The sequence below is a fragment of the Jannaschia sp. W003 genome, from assembly GCF_025144335.1.
In the GTDB taxonomy this organism is placed as follows: Bacteria; Pseudomonadota; Alphaproteobacteria; order Rhodobacterales; family Rhodobacteraceae; genus Jannaschia.
Genome location: NZ_CP083539.1, coordinates 1,940,276 through 1,954,990, shown reverse-complemented (window position 1 = coordinate 1,954,990; position 14,715 = coordinate 1,940,276). Strand labels below are relative to the sequence as shown.

Here is a 14,715-nt window from a genome sequence, read left to right as displayed (position 1 = left end):
CCTCACCCCAGCGGCTGCGCCGTCTCCACCAGCCGCGCGAAGAAGCTCGCCCCGACCGGCGAGATCCGGTCGTTGTAGTCGTATTCCGGATGATGGAGCACCGGGCCGTCGCCGGCGCCGAGGAACAGGTAGGCGCCTGGACGGACGTTGAGCATGTACGAGAAGTCCTCGGCCCCCATCTCGCGGTTGCTCTCGGCCTCCACGGCATCGGCGCCCACGACGTCCGCCGCCACCTCGGCAGCGAAGGCGGCCTTCTCGGCGTCGTTCACGGTGGCCGGGTAGCCGCGCTCGTAGCGCAACGTGGCCTCGACGCCGTAGGCGGCTGCGGTGCCGGCGACAATCTCCTTCATCCGCCGCTCCACCATGTCCTGCACGGTGCCGTCGAACGTCCGCACCGTGCCGCCGAGGTAGGCCGTGCCGGGTATGATGTTGTCCGCCGTTCCAGTGTGGATCTGCGTCACCGACACCACGAGGTCGTCGAGCGCGTAGTTGTTGCGGCTGACGATGGTGGGCATGGCCGCCGCGATGGCGACGGCCGCGGGGATCGAGTCGCGAGTCTCGTGGGGCATGGCGCCGTGGCCGCCCACGCCGCGGATGTCCACGTGCCAGGAGTCCACCGCCGCCATGATCGGACCCGGCGTCGTGCGGAACGTGCCTTCGGGAAAGTTCGGCGCATTGTGGATGCCGTAGACCTCCTTGATGCCGAAGCGGTCCATGATGCCCTCGTCCACCATCACGGCGCCCCCGCCGCCGCCCTCCTCGGCGGGCTGGAAGATCAGCGCGACGCGGCCCCGGAAGCGGCGCGTCTCGGCCAGGTACTTCGCGGCGCCCAGCAGCATCGTCGTGTGCCCGTCGTGGCCGCAAGCGTGCATCTTGCCGGGGGTCTCGCTCGCGTGCTCGACGCCCGATGCCTCCTCAATCGGCAGCGCGTCCATGTCGGCGCGCAGCCCGATCGTGGGGCCGTCGCCCTGCCCCTCGATGATCGCCACGATGCCGGTCTCGGCGATGCCCTCGTGCACCTCGTCGACGCCGAAGCTCCGCAGCTTCTCGACCACGAAGGCCGCCGTGCGGGGCAGCGCGAACTGCAGCTCGGGGTTGCGGTGGAGCCAGCGGCGCCACTCGCGCATCTCGGATTCCATCGCGGCGATGGAGTTGATCACGGCCATGTTGTCCTCCCGGGCTGGCGCGGCGACAAGACGGCAAACCGGAGGGCGGCGCAATGGACGAGGCGAGGGACGGCAAGGGGTTGGCACGGCTCCGCGCGATCATGGCGCGGCTGCGCGACCCCGAGACGGGGTGCCCCTGGGACGTCGAGCAGGATTTCCGCTCCATCGCGCCCTACACGATCGAGGAGGCCCACGAGGTCGCCGACGCCATCGAGCGCGAGGCGTGGGACGAGCTGGAGGGCGAGCTGGGCGACCTGCTGCTGCAGGTCGTCTACCACGCGCAGATGGCCGAGGAGCGGGGGCTGTTCGGCTTCGACGCGGTGGTGGACAGGGTGGCGCAGAAGATGTGGGACCGTCATCCGCACGTGTTCGGCACGGAGAGCAACGCCAAGAGCGCCGAGCAGCAGGTCGCGGACTGGGAGGCGGCCAAAGCGCGCGAGCGGCGGGGCCGCACCCTCGACGGCGTGGCGCTGGGGCTGCCGGCGCTTATGCGCGCCGAGAAGCTGCAGAAGCGCGCCGCCCGCGTGGGCTTCGACTGGCCCGAGGCGGCGCAGGTGGTGGACAAGATCGCCGAGGAGGCGCGCGAGGTGGCCGAGGCCGAGACCCTCGCGCACCGCGAGGAGGAGGTGGGCGACCTCCTCTTCGCTTGCGCCAACCTCGCGCGGCATCTCGGCGTCGACCCGGAGGTCGCGCTGCGCCGGGCGAACGCGAAGTTTGAGCGGCGTTTCCGCAGCATAGAGGACGCACTCGCCGCGCGAGGCCGCACCCCGGCCGAGAGCGACCTGGCGGAGATGGACGCCCTGTGGGGCGAGGTGAAAACCCGCGAACGCGTTTCCGACTAAACTTATCGGGATTGACCATACCAAAAGAGTCGGAAATACCGCGGCCATCCGAACCAAGGAGGCCGCACATGCCGTCCCGCACCCTTCTCGCCGCCCTCGCCGCCACCGTCGCGGCCCCCGCCCTCGCCGGCGAGGTCAACGTCTACTCCTACCGTCAGCCCGAGCTGATCGCCCCGCTGGTGGAGGGCTTCGAGGCCGCCTCGGGCCACGACGTGAACATCGTCTACATCGACCAGGGCATCACCGAGCGCCTCGTCGCCGAGGGCCGCCGCTCGCCCGCCGACCTCGTGTTCACCGTGGACATCGCGCGGCTGACCGAGGCCAAGGAGGCGGGCGTCACGCAGGCCGTCGAGAGCGACGCCATCGCCGCCAACGTGCCCGAGGCCATGCGCGACCCCGAGGGCCACTGGGCCGGCGTCAGCGTCCGGGCCCGCGCCGTCTACGCCTCGAAGGAGCGCGTGGCCGACGGCGAGGTGACGACCTACGAGGACCTCGCCGACCCGAAGTGGCGGGGCCGCATCTGCACCCGCCCCGGCACCCACGACTACAACATTGCCCTGATCTCGGCGATGATCGAGCATCATGGGCCGGACGAGACCCGCACCTGGCTGGAGGGGCTGAAGGCGAACCTCGCCAAGGCGCCCGAGGGCAACGACCGCGCGCAGGTGAAATCGATCTGGGCCGGCGAGTGCGACATCTCGCTGGGCAATACCTACTACATGGGCGCGATGCTCGGCGATCCCGAGCAGCAGCCCTGGGCCGACTCCGTGCGGCTGGTGTTCCCGACCTTCGGCGAGGATGGCGGCACCCACGTGAACGTCTCCGGCGTGGCGATGACGCAGGGTGCGCCCAACCGCGACGTGGCGCTCGAGTTCATGGAGTACCTCACCTCCCCCGAGGCTCAGGAGATCTACGCCGAGGTGGTGAACGAGTATCCCGTGGCGCCCGGTGCGGCGCCGTCGGAGTTGGTCGCCGGCTGGGGCGACTTCACGCCCGACGCCACCAACCTCGTGGACATCGCGGCCCACCGCGCCGAGGCGCTGAAGCTGGTCGAGGAAGTGGACTACGACGCCGGTCCCGCCTCTTAAGGAGACGGCCGCGCTGGCGGAGCCTCCGCGCCCCGCGAACGGGCGGCCCGGCGGCGCGCGCTCTGGACTTTCCGGGGCGCGCGCCGTCCATCTCGGCCCATGACCCAGAAGATCATCATCGACACCGACCCGGGGCAGGACGACGCGGTCGCGATCCTGCTCGCCCTCGCCTCGCCCGAGCTGGAGGTGCTGGGCATCACCGCCGTGGCCGGCAACGTGCCGCTGGCGCTGACGGCGCGCAACGCCCGCGTGGTGTGCGAGCTGGCAGGGCGCACCGACGTGCCCGTCCTCGCCGGCTGCGACCGGCCCCTGCGCCGCCCGCTCGTCACTGCCGAGCACGTGCACGGCAAGACCGGCCTCGACGGCGCCGACCTGCCGGACCCTTCCATGCCTCTCGGGGACGCCCATGCGGTGGACTTCATCTTGGACGCCCTGCGCCGCGAGCCGCCGGGCACGGTGACGCTCTGCCCGCTGGGGCCGCTTACCAACGTCGCCGCCGCACTGGAGCGGGCCCCCGACATCGCGGAGCGCATCGCGCGCATCGTCTTGATGGGCGGCGCCTACTTCGAGGTCGGAAACATCACCCCGGCCGCGGAGTTCAACATCTACGTCGACCCCGAGGCGGCGGAGATCGTGTTCCGCTCGGGGGTGCCGATCACCGTGGTGCCGCTGGACTGCACCCACAAGGCGCTGACGAACCGTGCGCGCAACGACGCGTTCCGCGCGCTCAGCACCCCCGTGGGCAATGCCGTCGCGGGCTGGACCGGCTTCTTCGAGCGGTTCGACATGGAAAAGTACGGCTCCGAGGGCGCGCCGCTGCACGACCCCTGCGTCATCGCATGGCTGCTGCGGCCCGACCTGTTCTCGGGCCGCGAGGTGAACGTCGAGATCGAGACCGGCTCGGAGCTGACCCGCGGCATGACCGTCGCCGACTGGTGGGGCGTGACCGACCGCGCGCCCAACACGCTGTTCCTCGGAGACGTGGACGCGGACGGGTTCTTCGCGCTGCTGACGGAACGGTTGGGGCGGTTGTAGGACTCCCGACACGCCCGGACTCGATCCGGGGCCTCGGCTCGACAATCGCGCTTCGGCCCGCAATGGAAGCGCCGACGGTCGTCGGAGGCCCCGGCTCGGGGCCGGGGCGTCGCGGGTGGAGACTGCGCCGCCCTACCCCTCCCGCAGCCGCCCGAGGGTCCGCGCCCAGGACCGGATGCCCTTGTGGAAGCTCTCCACGTCGTACTTCTCGTTCGGCGAGTGGATCCTGTCGGTCTCCTTCGAGAAGCCGGCGAGCAGCGACTGCATGCCCAGCACATCCTGGAAGTGCCCCGCGATGGGGATCGAGCCGCCGCCGCCGATGAAGGCCGCCTCGATGCCCCATTCCTCGGTCAGCGCCTCGCGCGCCGCGACGAAGGCGGGGTGGCCCGTGTCCATCGCGGAGGCCGCGCCCGCCCCGTGGCCCTCGAAGCGCACCGTGCAGTCGGGCGGCATCTGCGCGCGCACCCAGTCTCGGAACGCATCGCGCACCTTCACGGGATCCTGCCCCGCCACCAACCGGAAGCTCACCTTCGCGCGCGCCTCCGAGGGCAGCACGGTCTTGAAGCCCGCGCCGGTGTAGCCCGAGACGATGCCGTTGATCTCGGCGGTGGGCCGCGCCCAGAGCTGCTCCAGCCCCGTGCGCCCCCGCTCGCCCGCGGGCGTGGACAGACCGACGCCGCCGAGAAAGCCCTCCGCCGAAAAGCCCAGCTGCTCCCAACTGTCCCGCCGCTCCGCGTCGATGTCCGCGACGCCGTCGTAGAAGCCGGGCACCTGCACCCGGCCCTCGTCGTCGTGCAGCGCGCCGAGCACCTTCGTGAGCGCCCGCGCCGGGTTCATGGCCAGCCCGCCGAACAGCCCCGAATGGAGGTCGCGGCTTGGCCCCTGCACGACGACCTCCTCGCCTACCAGTCCGCGCAGCGAGGTGACGATCGACGGCACCCGGTCCCCGAACATGCCGGTGTCGCAGATGAGTGCGATCTCGGCGCGCAGCTCTTCCGCGTTGGCTTCCAGGAACGGGACCAGCGAGGGCGAGCCCGATTCCTCCTCGCCCTCCAGCAGCACCGTGATCCGGCAGGGCAACGCGCCGGTCTCGGACTTCCACGCCCGGCAGGCCTCCAGGAAGGTCATCAACTGGCCCTTGTCGTCGGAGGCCCCCCGCGCCCGGATCACGGGGCCGGCGGGGGTCTCGTCGATCGCGGGGTCGAAGGGGTCGCGGTTCCACAGCTCCAGCGGGTCCACGGGCTGCACGTCGTAGTGGCCGTAGAACAGCACGTGCGGCCCACCCTCGCCGCCATGGGCCACCACCATCGGGTGCCCCGGCGTGGGGCGCTTCGAGGCGTCGAAGCCCAGGCCGGCAAGCTCCGCCACCAGCCAGTCGGCGGCAGAGTCGCAGGCCTCCGCGTAGGCCGGATCGGTGGAGATCGAGGGAATGCGGAGAAGCGCGAACAGCCGCTCTTGCGCGTCACCCAGTCCGGCGTCGATGCGGTCGAGGATGGCGGGCGTGGGATCGGACATGGCGGCCTCCTTGGGTCGGGGCGACGGTGCCGCGCCTGCCGGGCGGCGGCAAGGGTGCCGCGGAGGCCGCGGCGCGCGACAATCTGCATCTGTTCTAATTCGCGCGGAGCCTCTAGATGAAGGGGGCACCGATGGCAGCGGAAGGCGGACGGATGACGGATCACGACGGCGCGCTCGACCGGGCCCTGGACGCTCTGCACCGTGAAGGCCGGTACCGGACCTTCATCGACATCGAGCGGCGCCGCGGCCAGTTCCCCCGCGCGGTCTGGACCCGTCCGGACGGCACCGAGACCGAGATCACCGTGTGGTGCGGCAACGACTACCTCGGCATGGGCCAGCATCCGGCCGTGCTGGGCGCGATGCACGAGGCGGTGGACGCCGCGGGCGCGGGCTCGGGCGGCACGCGCAACATCTCGGGCACCACCGTCTACCACAAGCGGCTCGAGGCGGAGCTGGCGGACCTGCATCGCAAGGAGGCGGCGCTGCTGTTCACCTCCGCCTACATCGCCAACGACGCGACGCTGTCGACGCTGCCCAAGCTGTTTCCCGGCCTCATCATCTACTCCGACGCCCTGAACCACGCCTCCATGATCGAGGGCGTGCGGCGCAACGGCGGCGCCAAGCGCATCTTCCGCCACAACGACGTGGCCCACCTGCGCGAGCTGATGGCGGCCGACGACCCCGCGGCGCCCAAGCTTGTGGCCTTCGAGTCGCTCTATTCCATGGACGGGGACTTCGCCCCCATCGCCTCGATCTGCGTTGCGGCCGAGGAGTTCGGCGCGCTGACCTACATCGACGAGGTCCACGCCGTCGGCCTCTACGGCCCCCGCGGCGGCGGCATCACGGAGCGCGATCGGCTCGCCCACCGCATCGACATCGTGAACGGCACGCTCGCCAAGGCCTACGGCGTGATGGGCGGCTACATCGCCGCCTCCGCCAAGATGTGCGACGCGATCCGCTCCTACGCGCCGGGCTTCATCTTCACCACCTCGCTGCCGCCCGCCGTAGCCGCCGGCGCCGCCGCCTCGGTGGCCCACCTCAAGCGCGACCAGGGCTTGCGCGACCTCCACCAGGAACGGGCCGCCGTGCTGAAGCTGCGCCTTCGCGGCCTCGGCCTGCCGATCATCGACCACGGCAGCCACATCGTGCCCGTCCACGTGGGCGATCCGGTGAAGTGCAAGATGATCTCGGACCGCCTGCTGAGCGATCACGGCGTCTACGTGCAGCCCATCAACTTCCCCACCGTGCCGCGCGGCACGGAGCGCCTGCGGTTCACGCCCTCGCCGGTCCACACGCCCGGAATGGTCGATGGCCTCGTGCGCGCGATGGACGATCTGTGGTCGCGGTGCGCGCTTTCGCGTCAGCGAGCATCCGCCTGACCGCATCCCGATAATGCCGTGCATTGCGAGGGATTGGATGCTAGTTTAGCGCATAGGCAGGGGGAACGCGCCTGGGGAGGATGCGTTCTCATACGGGACACGGGGAATCGTCCGGGAGAGGCGTAACCCAACTATCAAGCGGGGCAGCGGTCCATGTTCGGCCGGAAGAACAAGGCTCTTTCAAGAGTCGAGCAACCCGACAGCGGGTACGACAGCTTCGACCTCAGGCTCGGCGACGAGATGCGCGGCGAACGCGCGACCCAGGGCAAGAGCCTGATGGACGTGCAGCGCGAGCTGCGCATCAAGGCGTCCTACATCGCTGCCATCGAGAACGCCGACCTCTCGGCCTTCGACAGCCTCAGCTTCGTGGCGGGCTACGTGCGCTCCTACGCGCGCTACCTCGAGATGGACCCCGAGATCGTGTTCGCGCGGTTCTGCGAGGAGTCGGGCTTCGGCGGCATCAAGGCCCTCAAGCCCATGGAATCCGAGGTCTCGCGCCGCACGGCCCTGACCTCGGCGCTGGTCGCGCCCGGCCCCGGCATGGCGCTGCAGCAGCGCAACGTCGCCGCGGTGGACCCGCTCGCCGGCACCGGCAACCCCTTCGCGCGCCGCGCCACGCCCGTGTTCGCCGGCTTCGAGCCCGGCGCGCTGGGCAGCCTCGCGGTGCTGCTGCTGCTCGTGGGCGGCATCGGCTACGGCGGCTGGACCGTGATGCAGGAGATCCAGCGCGTGCAGGTCGCGCCCGTGGAGCAGGAGCCGATCGTGGTCGCCGAGCTCGACCCGATCGCGGCCCAGCCCGCGGCCGACGAGGGCGAGACCGCGGCGCTGGCGAGCCGCGCCGAGGCGCTGACGCAGCTTTACCGGCCGCAGGCGCTGGAGGCTCCGATCCTGACGGCGCGCGACGCGCCGATCTCCACGATTCGCCCCGGCACCGTGGGCGCGCTGGCCTCGGCCACGCCCTCCGGCCTTGCCGGCCCCGATGCGGGCGCAGCTGCTGGCGATCCGCGCGAGACCGGGGCCAGCGGCACCGAGATCGCCATGGCCGTGGACGCCGCCCTGCTGGAAGCGGTCGCCGAGGTCGAGGCGACGCCGGACACGCCCCGCGTGCTGGCCGAGGAGCCCGACGCCGTGGTGCTGGTTGCCGTGCGCGACACATGGGTGCGCGTGCGCTCAGCCGACGGCTCGACCCTGTTCGAGAAGGTCATGAAGCCCGGCGAGACGTGGGAGGTGCCCGTCGCCGAGACGGCGCCGACCTTGCGCACCGGCAACTCCGGCGCGGTCTACATGTCGGTCGCGGGACAGACCTACGGCCCCGTGGCCCCCGGCCCGCAGGTCGTGTCGGGCGTGGCGCTCGCCTCCGCGCAGGTCACGGGCAGCTACGAGGTCGCGGACCTCACCGGCGACGCCGACCTCGCCCGCGTGGTGGCAGAGCTGCAGGAGCCTGCGCCCCTGCCCGGAGCCGCGCCCGCCGAATAGCGCCGCCACGGCGCACGATCCAGAACGCCCCGGCCCCCGTGCCGGGGCTTCGCACGTCCGGACCCCGGTTGCGCCGTCCCCTCGCCGCCCCTAGCTAGCCCCCCGAGGAGGCCCGCCCCATGTCGCTCCATGCCATCCGCCCCTGGCGGCAGATCGACCGCCGCCCGTCCCGCCGGATCATGGTGGGCGGCGTGCCCGTGGGCGGCGACGCGCCCATCTCCGTGCAGACCATGACGAACACGCTCACCACGGACGTGAAGGCGACCGTGGGGCAGGTGCAGCGCTGCGCCGAGGCCGGCGCCGACATCGTGCGGGTGTCGGTGCCCGACGAGGCGTCCTCGAAGGCGCTGCGCGAGATCGTGGCGGAAAGCCCCGTGCCCATCGTGGCCGACATCCACTTCCACTACCGCCGCGGCATCGAGGCCGCCGAGGCGGGCGCGGCCTGCCTGCGGATCAACCCCGGCAACATCGGCAGCGCGGACCGCGTGCGCGAGGTTATACAGGCTGCGCGCGACCACGGCTGCTCGATCCGCATCGGCGTGAACGCCGGCTCCCTGGAGCGTCACCTCCTGGAGAAGTACGGCGAGCCCTGCCCCGATGCGATGATCGAGAGCGGGCTCGACCACATCCGCATCCTCGAGGACAACGACTTCCGGGAGTACAAGATCTCCTGCAAGGCGTCCGACGTATTCATGGCCGCCGCAGCCTATCAGGGGCTGGCCGAGGCCACGGATGCCCCGATCCACCTCGGCATCACCGAGGCGGGCGGCCTGACCTCGGGCACCATCAAGTCCGCGATCGGACTCGGCAACCTCCTGTGGATGGGGATCGGAGACACGATCCGCGTCTCGCTGTCGGCCGATCCGGTCGAGGAGGTGAAGGTCGGCTTCGAGATCCTCAAGTCGCTGGGCCTGCGCCACCGGGGCGTGAACATCATCTCCTGCCCCTCCTGCGCGCGTCAGGGCTTCGACGTGATCAAGACCGTGGAGACGCTGGAGCGGCGGCTGGAGCACATCAAGACGCCGATGTCGCTGTCGATCATCGGCTGCGTGGTGAACGGCCCCGGAGAGGCGCTGATGACCGACGTGGGCTTCACCGGCGGCGGCAACGGCGCGGGCATGGTGTATCTGGCCGGCAAGCAGAGCCACAAACTCGGCAACGACGCGATGGTCGATCACATCGTCGAGCAGGTGGAGCGCCGTGCCGAGGCCATCGAGGCAGAGCGCGCGCGCGAGGCCGCCACCGCCGCCGAGTGACCCGCTTGCCCCCGCCGCCGGGCGCACATACCTCTGCGTCACACTCACGAGGAGACGCGACATGGCCATGAAGGCCCACGAGATCGAGGACCTGATCCGCGCGGCCTTTCCCGAGGCAAAGGTGACGATCACGGACCTCGCCGGGGACGGCAACCACTACGCCGCCGAGGTGGTCGACGAGAGCTTCCGCGGCCAGTCCCGCGTGGCGCAGCAGCGTGCCGTCTACGCGGCCCTGAAGGGCAAGATGGACGGCCCCGCAGGCGAGCTGCACGCCCTTGCCCTGACGACCCGGGCGCCGGCGTGAGCTGGCTCGCCGCCATGCTCGGGGGGGCGATCCTCCTGGTGCTCGTCGTGCGGGCCTGGTGGATCATGCGCGCCGAGGACGGCGAGCGCCCCCGCGGCGTCGATCCCGGCGCGGGCTACACCGAGCTGCGCAGCGAGTACTTCTCGGGCGTCGGCGGCGGCTCCGACCAGACCACGCGCGTCCCGCGGGACCCGCAGGAATACGCGAGGGCCTTCGTGCCCAGAAAGGACCGGACATGAGCGACGACGCGAACCAGCGCATCGAACAGACCGTGAAGGGCAGCGACGTTGTGCTGTTCATGAAGGGCACCAAGGCGATGCCCCAGTGCGGCTTCTCGGCCAAGGTGGCCGGGGTGCTCAACTACATGGGCGTGGACTACGCGGACGTGAACGTGCTGGCGGACGACGCGATCCGCCAGGGCATCAAGGACTACTCGGACTGGCCCACGATCCCCCAGCTCTACGTGAAGGGCGAGTTCGTGGGCGGCTGCGACATCATCACCGAGATGACGCTGTCGGGCGAGCTGGACGCCATGCTCGAAGCCAAGGGCGTCGCCTTCGACAAGGACGCCGCCGACAAGATCCGCGAAGCCAACGCGTGATCGCGGGCGGGCGGGGCACCGGCCCCGCCCGCCTTGCCGCGCCCTAGAACGGGGGCGTGGTGTGATCGGTGCTCAGGTGGGTGGTGATCCGCGTCGCCGCGGCCTCGACGCCGCTCGAGACGACGCCCATCACGGCGAGGCCGAGGCCGACCAGCGCGGCGGTCAGCACCACCCAGTCCACCGTGACGGCGCCTGCCTCGTCTCGCACGAACCGCGCGAGGCAGCCTTCGGTGCTCCATTCCATCAAGGTCGCTCCTGCTTGGTGACCCCTCGGGATTCGCTGCCGCGCGCGTCCGCGGCGGGCGCGGCTTGGGGCGGGACGATGACCTTCCGCCCGCATTCGCCGCGATTGGTTCAGTCCCGCCGCCCCTCCAAGTGCTTTCGCAGCTTCGACGGCGGCGCCTTCTTGCGGTTCTTCCACGGGTTCGCGTCGCCCTGCCCGCGCAGGTAGAGGCGGATCGGCGTGCCGGGCATGTCGAAGTCCTCGCGCAGGCCGTTCACAAGGTAGCGCTTGTAGGCCTCGGGCACCGCGTCGGGATGCGAGCACATCGCCACGAAGCCCGGCGGCCGGGTCTTGGCCTGGGTCATGTAGCGCAGCTTGATGCGGCGCCCCCCCGGCGCCGGCGGCGGGTGCGCGGACACCACGTCGCCGAGCCAGCGGTTCAGCGCGGCCGTGGGCACGCGCCGGTTCCAGACTTCGTGCGCCTTGACCACCGCGCGCTGCAGCCGGTCCAGCCCCCGCCCCGTCTTGGCCGAGACCGTGACCAGCGGCGCGCCGCGAAGCTGAGGCAGGAGGCGCTCGAACGCCTCCTTCAGGCCGGCCAGCTTCTCCTGCCGGTCCTCCTCCAGGTCCCACTTGTTGACGGCCACCACCACCGCGCGCCCCTCGCGCGAGGCGAGGTCGGCGATGCGCAGGTCCTGGCTCTCGAAGGGAATGGCCGCGTCCAGCAGCACGACCACCACCTCAGCGAACTTCACCGCGCGCAGGCCGTCCGAAACCGAGAGCTTCTCCAGCTTCTCCTGCACCTTCGCCTTGCGCCGCATGCCGGCCGTGTCGAACAGGCGCATCGGCACGCCGTCCCAGTCGAAGTTCAGCGCGATGGAATCGCGGGTGATGCCGGCCTCGGGGCCGGTCAGCAGGCGGTCCTCGCCGACGATGCGGTTGATGAGCGTGGACTTGCCAGCGTTGGGCCGGCCCACCACGGCGACCTGGAGGGGGCGCTTGCGGGTCGGGCGCCAGTCCTCGACGTCCTCGCCTTCGACGATCTCCACCCCCGCCTCGGCCTCGTCGTCCACGTGGCCGTCGATGAGGGGGCGGAGGGCGGCGGCGAGCTCGGCCATGCCCTCGCCATGCTCTGCCGAGAGGCGCAGCGGCTCGCCGAGGCCCAGCTCCCACGCCTCGATCAGCCCGGACTCGCCTGCCTGCCCTTCGGCCTTGTTGGCGGCCAGCAGAACGGTGCGGCCGCGACGGTGGAGGAGCTCGGCGAAGTCGCGGTCCACCGGGGTGAGGCCCGCGCGGGCGTCTACGAGGAACAGGGCGGCGTCGGTGGTGTCCACCGCCCGCTCGGTCAGGCGACGCATCCGGCCCTGGAGGCTGTCGTCGGTCGCGTCCTCGAGGCCAGCGGTGTCGACCACCGTGAAGCGCAGGTCGCCGAGGCGCGCGGGCGCCTCGCGCAGGTCGCGGGTCACGCCGGGCTGGTCGTCGACCAGGGCGAGCCGCTTGCCGACGAGGCGGTTGAACAGCGTGGACTTGCCGACGTTGGGGCGGCCGACGATGGCGAGCGTGAACATGGGGGCGGCCTCCGAGATCAGAGGCGCCCCCTAGCGCACTTAGCGGAAGGCGTGAAGCTGTCCCTCGCGTCCCACGACGTAGAGCGCGTCGCCGAAGGCGATGGGCCGCGACGCCGCGCCGCCGGGCACCGGCAACGCCGTGCGCAGCGCGCCCGACACCGGGTCGAAGCCCCGCAGCGCCCCGTCCGAAGACGCGACCCAGAGGCGCCCGCCGGCCAACACCGGGCCGTAGTGGGCGAAGATGCCCTCGCGCTTGGCCGCGCGCGCGTCCTTGTAGAACGGCAGGTCGGCCCGCCAAGTCACGTCGCCCGTGGCGGCGTCGAGGCGGATCAGCTGGCCCCTGTCGGTGACCTGGAACAGCGCACCACCCACGGCGGCGAGCGGGCTGACCGCGCCCTCGAGCGCGGTCCACAGCCGCTCGCCCGTGCCGAGGTCCAGCGCCACGGTGCGCCCCGCAGTGGTGCCCGCGAAGACGCGGCCGCCGCGGATCACGGGGTCGCCGGTGATGTCGCCGATGTCGCCGTAGGCCACGCCGCTGCGCTGCCCGATCACCGCCGAATCCCACAGGCGCAGGCCCGAATCCTGCAGCGCGGCCACGAGCTGTCCCGACCCGAAGGGGAACACCGCGAGGCGACCGTCGAGCGCCGGCGCCGGGGCCGCCGTGGTGACCGAGCCCGCGGGGATGCCCTGGGTCTCCCAGCGCACGCGCCCGTCGCCGGCGTCGATGGCCCAGGCGCGGCTGTCGCGGCTGGTCACGAACACCGTGCCGCCCACTGGCTTGGGCGTGGTGATCGGCGCGTCGAGGCGCTGCACCCAGCGAGTGCGCCCCGTGGCGGCGTCCAGCGCGTGAAGCTCGCCGAAGCCGGTCGAGGCGTAGAGCGTCCCGCCCACCACCGCGAGGCCCCCACCCGAGGCGTCCGAGGCCCGGTCCCAGCCGGGCACGAGGTCGCGGCTCCAGATCGCGGCGCCGCCCGTGGAGACGGCGGTGACGCGGGCGCGGGCATCCATCGCGAAGAGGCGCCCGCCGTCGCTCACGGGGTCGGCGGTGATGATCTGCCGGCGGCTATCGCCCTCGCCCACGGCGGCGCTCCAGCGCAGGGCGGGCGCGGCAGCGAGCGAGGCGTGGGGCGGGTCGTTGCGGGCGTCGAACACCCGCAGGGGCCAGGCGGCGAGGCGCTGGGGCGCAGGCAGCGCCAGCGGCGCCGCGCCCTCGGTGTCGGACGCGGCAACGGCCAGCACCGCGAGCCCGGCTTCGGGAACGACCGCCTCGCGCGCGCCCGGCAGGATCGGCTCGCGTTCGGCGCAGGCGCCGGCAGCGAGGATCAGCGCGGCGGCGGCGCCTGCGCGCATGGACGTCGGTGATGGCATCGCTCGCGCCCCCGTCAGGCCGGCTCGGTGGGCTGGGCGCCCAGCGCGACCATCAACTGCTGCGCCCGGGCGCGCAAGGCGGCGGAGGCCTCGGCGTCCTCGGCCAGCAGGCGCAAGAGCGTCACCGCCGTGCCCTCGTCGCCGGCCTCCAGCGCGCGGAGGGCCTGCATCTCCACCGCGATAGGGCGGTACGGCGCGCCGGGGGTGGCCAGCTCGGCGAGGATCTCGCCGTCGCGGATCACGTCGCTGGTGCCGCCCGCGAGGATCGCCTTGAGGAGGGCGAGGTGCCGGTGGCGCGGCGCGAGGCCCGGGGTCTCGGCCAGCTCGAGCAGGCGTGGCGCGGCCTCGGCGGCGTCCGCCCCGCCGCCCTCGGCGTCGGGCGCGGCCTCGGCGGCGGCGAGGAGCATCGCGCGCAGGAACGCCTGGCCCTCGCCGTCCGCATCAAGGGCGGCGAGCGCGGCAGCGCGCGCCTCGGCCGTGTCCGCGCCGACCGCGGCGATCACCCCGTCGCCGAACCGCTGGGCGGACGCCTCGGCGCGGCTGCGCTGCCACTCGGTCCAGGCCGCCCCCCCCACGAGCAGGATCACCGCGAGGATCGCCACCCAGCCCCAGCGCCGCATGAGCGCATAGAGGCGGTCGCGGCGGACCTCCTCGCTGACCTCGTCGATGAAGCTGTCGGTGTCGGACATCTCTCGCCCCTCGTTGTGCGCGCCACGGGTATCGCCCCCGGGGCCGGGGCGAAAGCCCCCCGGCGCGTTTGATGCCGCGCAAACGGGCACCGTGCGACCGATCCGCGCGCCGCGCCGCGGCGGGGGCCGCATGGTGACACGCAGGGGTTGTCGCCCCCGGCGCCAAATCATAATTCTGAACCGGTCCGTTCAGCGCGGTGCTGGC

At 72.1% G+C, this 14,715-nt stretch carries 15 protein-coding genes; 9 read left to right on the top strand and 6 right to left on the bottom strand.

Going from position 1 to position 14,715, the window contains the following annotated elements; genetic code table 11:
* Nucleotides 1-2 precede the first annotated feature (2 nt).
* On the bottom strand, nt 3-1,166 hold the full coding sequence (locus K3554_RS09555) for an amidohydrolase (protein ID WP_259939608.1): 1,164 nt from the start codon (nt 1,164-1,166) through the stop codon (nt 3-5).
* Between the two features lie 53 nt (nt 1,167-1,219).
* On the opposite strand from K3554_RS09555, the gene mazG reads away from it, so the two are divergent.
* The 3 genes from mazG to K3554_RS09540 all read left to right on the top strand — a co-directional run bounded on the left by mazG (nt 1,220) and on the right by K3554_RS09540 (nt 4,131).
* Complete coding sequence (gene mazG, locus K3554_RS09550; RefSeq protein WP_259939607.1) at nt 1,220-2,008, top strand: nucleoside triphosphate pyrophosphohydrolase; 789 nt, start codon at nt 1,220-1,222, stop codon at nt 2,006-2,008.
* Between the two features lie 68 nt (nt 2,009-2,076).
* Nucleotides 2,077-3,096 carry an extracellular solute-binding protein gene (locus tag K3554_RS09545; RefSeq protein ID WP_259939604.1) on the top strand — a complete coding sequence of 340 codons (1,020 nt, stop codon included), beginning with the start codon at nt 2,077-2,079 and terminating at the stop codon, nt 3,094-3,096.
* Between the two features lie 99 nt (nt 3,097-3,195).
* Nucleotides 3,196-4,131, top strand: a complete 936-nt coding sequence (locus K3554_RS09540) for a nucleoside hydrolase (protein WP_259939601.1) — start codon at nt 3,196-3,198, stop codon at nt 4,129-4,131.
* 132 nt (nt 4,132-4,263) lie between these two features.
* Here K3554_RS09540 and K3554_RS09535 read toward each other — a convergent pair whose 3' ends face one another.
* Nucleotides 4,264-5,646, bottom strand: coding sequence for a M20/M25/M40 family metallo-hydrolase (locus tag K3554_RS09535; RefSeq protein ID WP_259939598.1), 1,383 nt, complete (start codon nt 5,644-5,646; stop codon nt 4,264-4,266).
* 152 nt (nt 5,647-5,798) lie between these two features.
* Between K3554_RS09535 and hemA the strand changes: the two genes are divergently transcribed.
* The 6 genes from hemA to grxD all read left to right on the top strand — a co-directional run bounded on the left by hemA (nt 5,799) and on the right by grxD (nt 10,662).
* Nucleotides 5,799-7,025 carry a 5-aminolevulinate synthase gene (gene hemA / locus K3554_RS09530; protein WP_259939595.1) on the top strand — a complete coding sequence of 409 codons (1,227 nt, stop codon included), beginning with the start codon at nt 5,799-5,801 and terminating at the stop codon, nt 7,023-7,025.
* 153 nt (nt 7,026-7,178) lie between these two features.
* Nucleotides 7,179-8,501, top strand: coding sequence for a helix-turn-helix domain-containing protein (locus tag K3554_RS09525; RefSeq protein ID WP_259939593.1), 1,323 nt, complete (start codon nt 7,179-7,181; stop codon nt 8,499-8,501).
* 119 nt (nt 8,502-8,620) lie between these two features.
* Complete coding sequence (gene ispG / locus K3554_RS09520; RefSeq protein ID WP_259939590.1) at nt 8,621-9,757, top strand: flavodoxin-dependent (E)-4-hydroxy-3-methylbut-2-enyl-diphosphate synthase; 1,137 nt, start codon at nt 8,621-8,623, stop codon at nt 9,755-9,757.
* A gap of 61 nt (nt 9,758-9,818) precedes the next feature.
* Nucleotides 9,819-10,061, top strand: coding sequence for a BolA family transcriptional regulator (locus K3554_RS09515; protein ID WP_259939587.1), 243 nt, complete (start codon nt 9,819-9,821; stop codon nt 10,059-10,061).
* Nucleotides 10,058-10,300, top strand: coding sequence for a hypothetical protein (locus K3554_RS09510; protein ID WP_259939585.1), 243 nt, complete (start codon nt 10,058-10,060; stop codon nt 10,298-10,300). Before K3554_RS09515 ends, K3554_RS09510 begins: the two co-directional genes overlap by 4 nt.
* Nucleotides 10,297-10,662 carry a Grx4 family monothiol glutaredoxin gene (grxD, locus tag K3554_RS09505; protein ID WP_259939583.1) on the top strand — a complete coding sequence of 122 codons (366 nt, stop codon included), beginning with the start codon at nt 10,297-10,299 and terminating at the stop codon, nt 10,660-10,662. Before K3554_RS09510 ends, grxD begins: the two co-directional genes overlap by 4 nt.
* Nucleotides 10,663-10,705: 43 nt before the next feature.
* Here grxD and K3554_RS09500 read toward each other — a convergent pair whose 3' ends face one another.
* The 4 genes from K3554_RS09500 to K3554_RS09485 all read right to left on the bottom strand — a co-directional run bounded on the left by K3554_RS09500 (nt 10,706) and on the right by K3554_RS09485 (nt 14,510).
* Nucleotides 10,706-10,906, bottom strand: coding sequence for a Flp family type IVb pilin (locus K3554_RS09500; protein ID WP_259939581.1), 201 nt, complete (start codon nt 10,904-10,906; stop codon nt 10,706-10,708).
* 110 nt (nt 10,907-11,016) lie between these two features.
* Nucleotides 11,017-12,453: a ribosome biogenesis GTPase Der gene (der, locus tag K3554_RS09495; RefSeq protein WP_259939578.1), complete on the bottom strand. Its 1,437-nt coding sequence runs from the start codon at nt 12,451-12,453 to the stop codon at nt 11,017-11,019.
* 39 nt (nt 12,454-12,492) lie between these two features.
* Nucleotides 12,493-13,803 (bottom strand): PQQ-binding-like beta-propeller repeat protein, encoded by a 1,311-nt coding sequence (locus K3554_RS09490; protein ID WP_259939576.1) that lies wholly within the window; start codon nt 13,801-13,803, stop codon nt 12,493-12,495.
* 32 nt (nt 13,804-13,835) lie between these two features.
* Entirely contained in the window at nt 13,836-14,510 is a 675-nt protein-coding gene (locus K3554_RS09485) for a hypothetical protein (protein ID WP_259939575.1), read from the bottom strand.
* Nucleotides 14,511-14,715 lie beyond the last annotated feature (205 nt).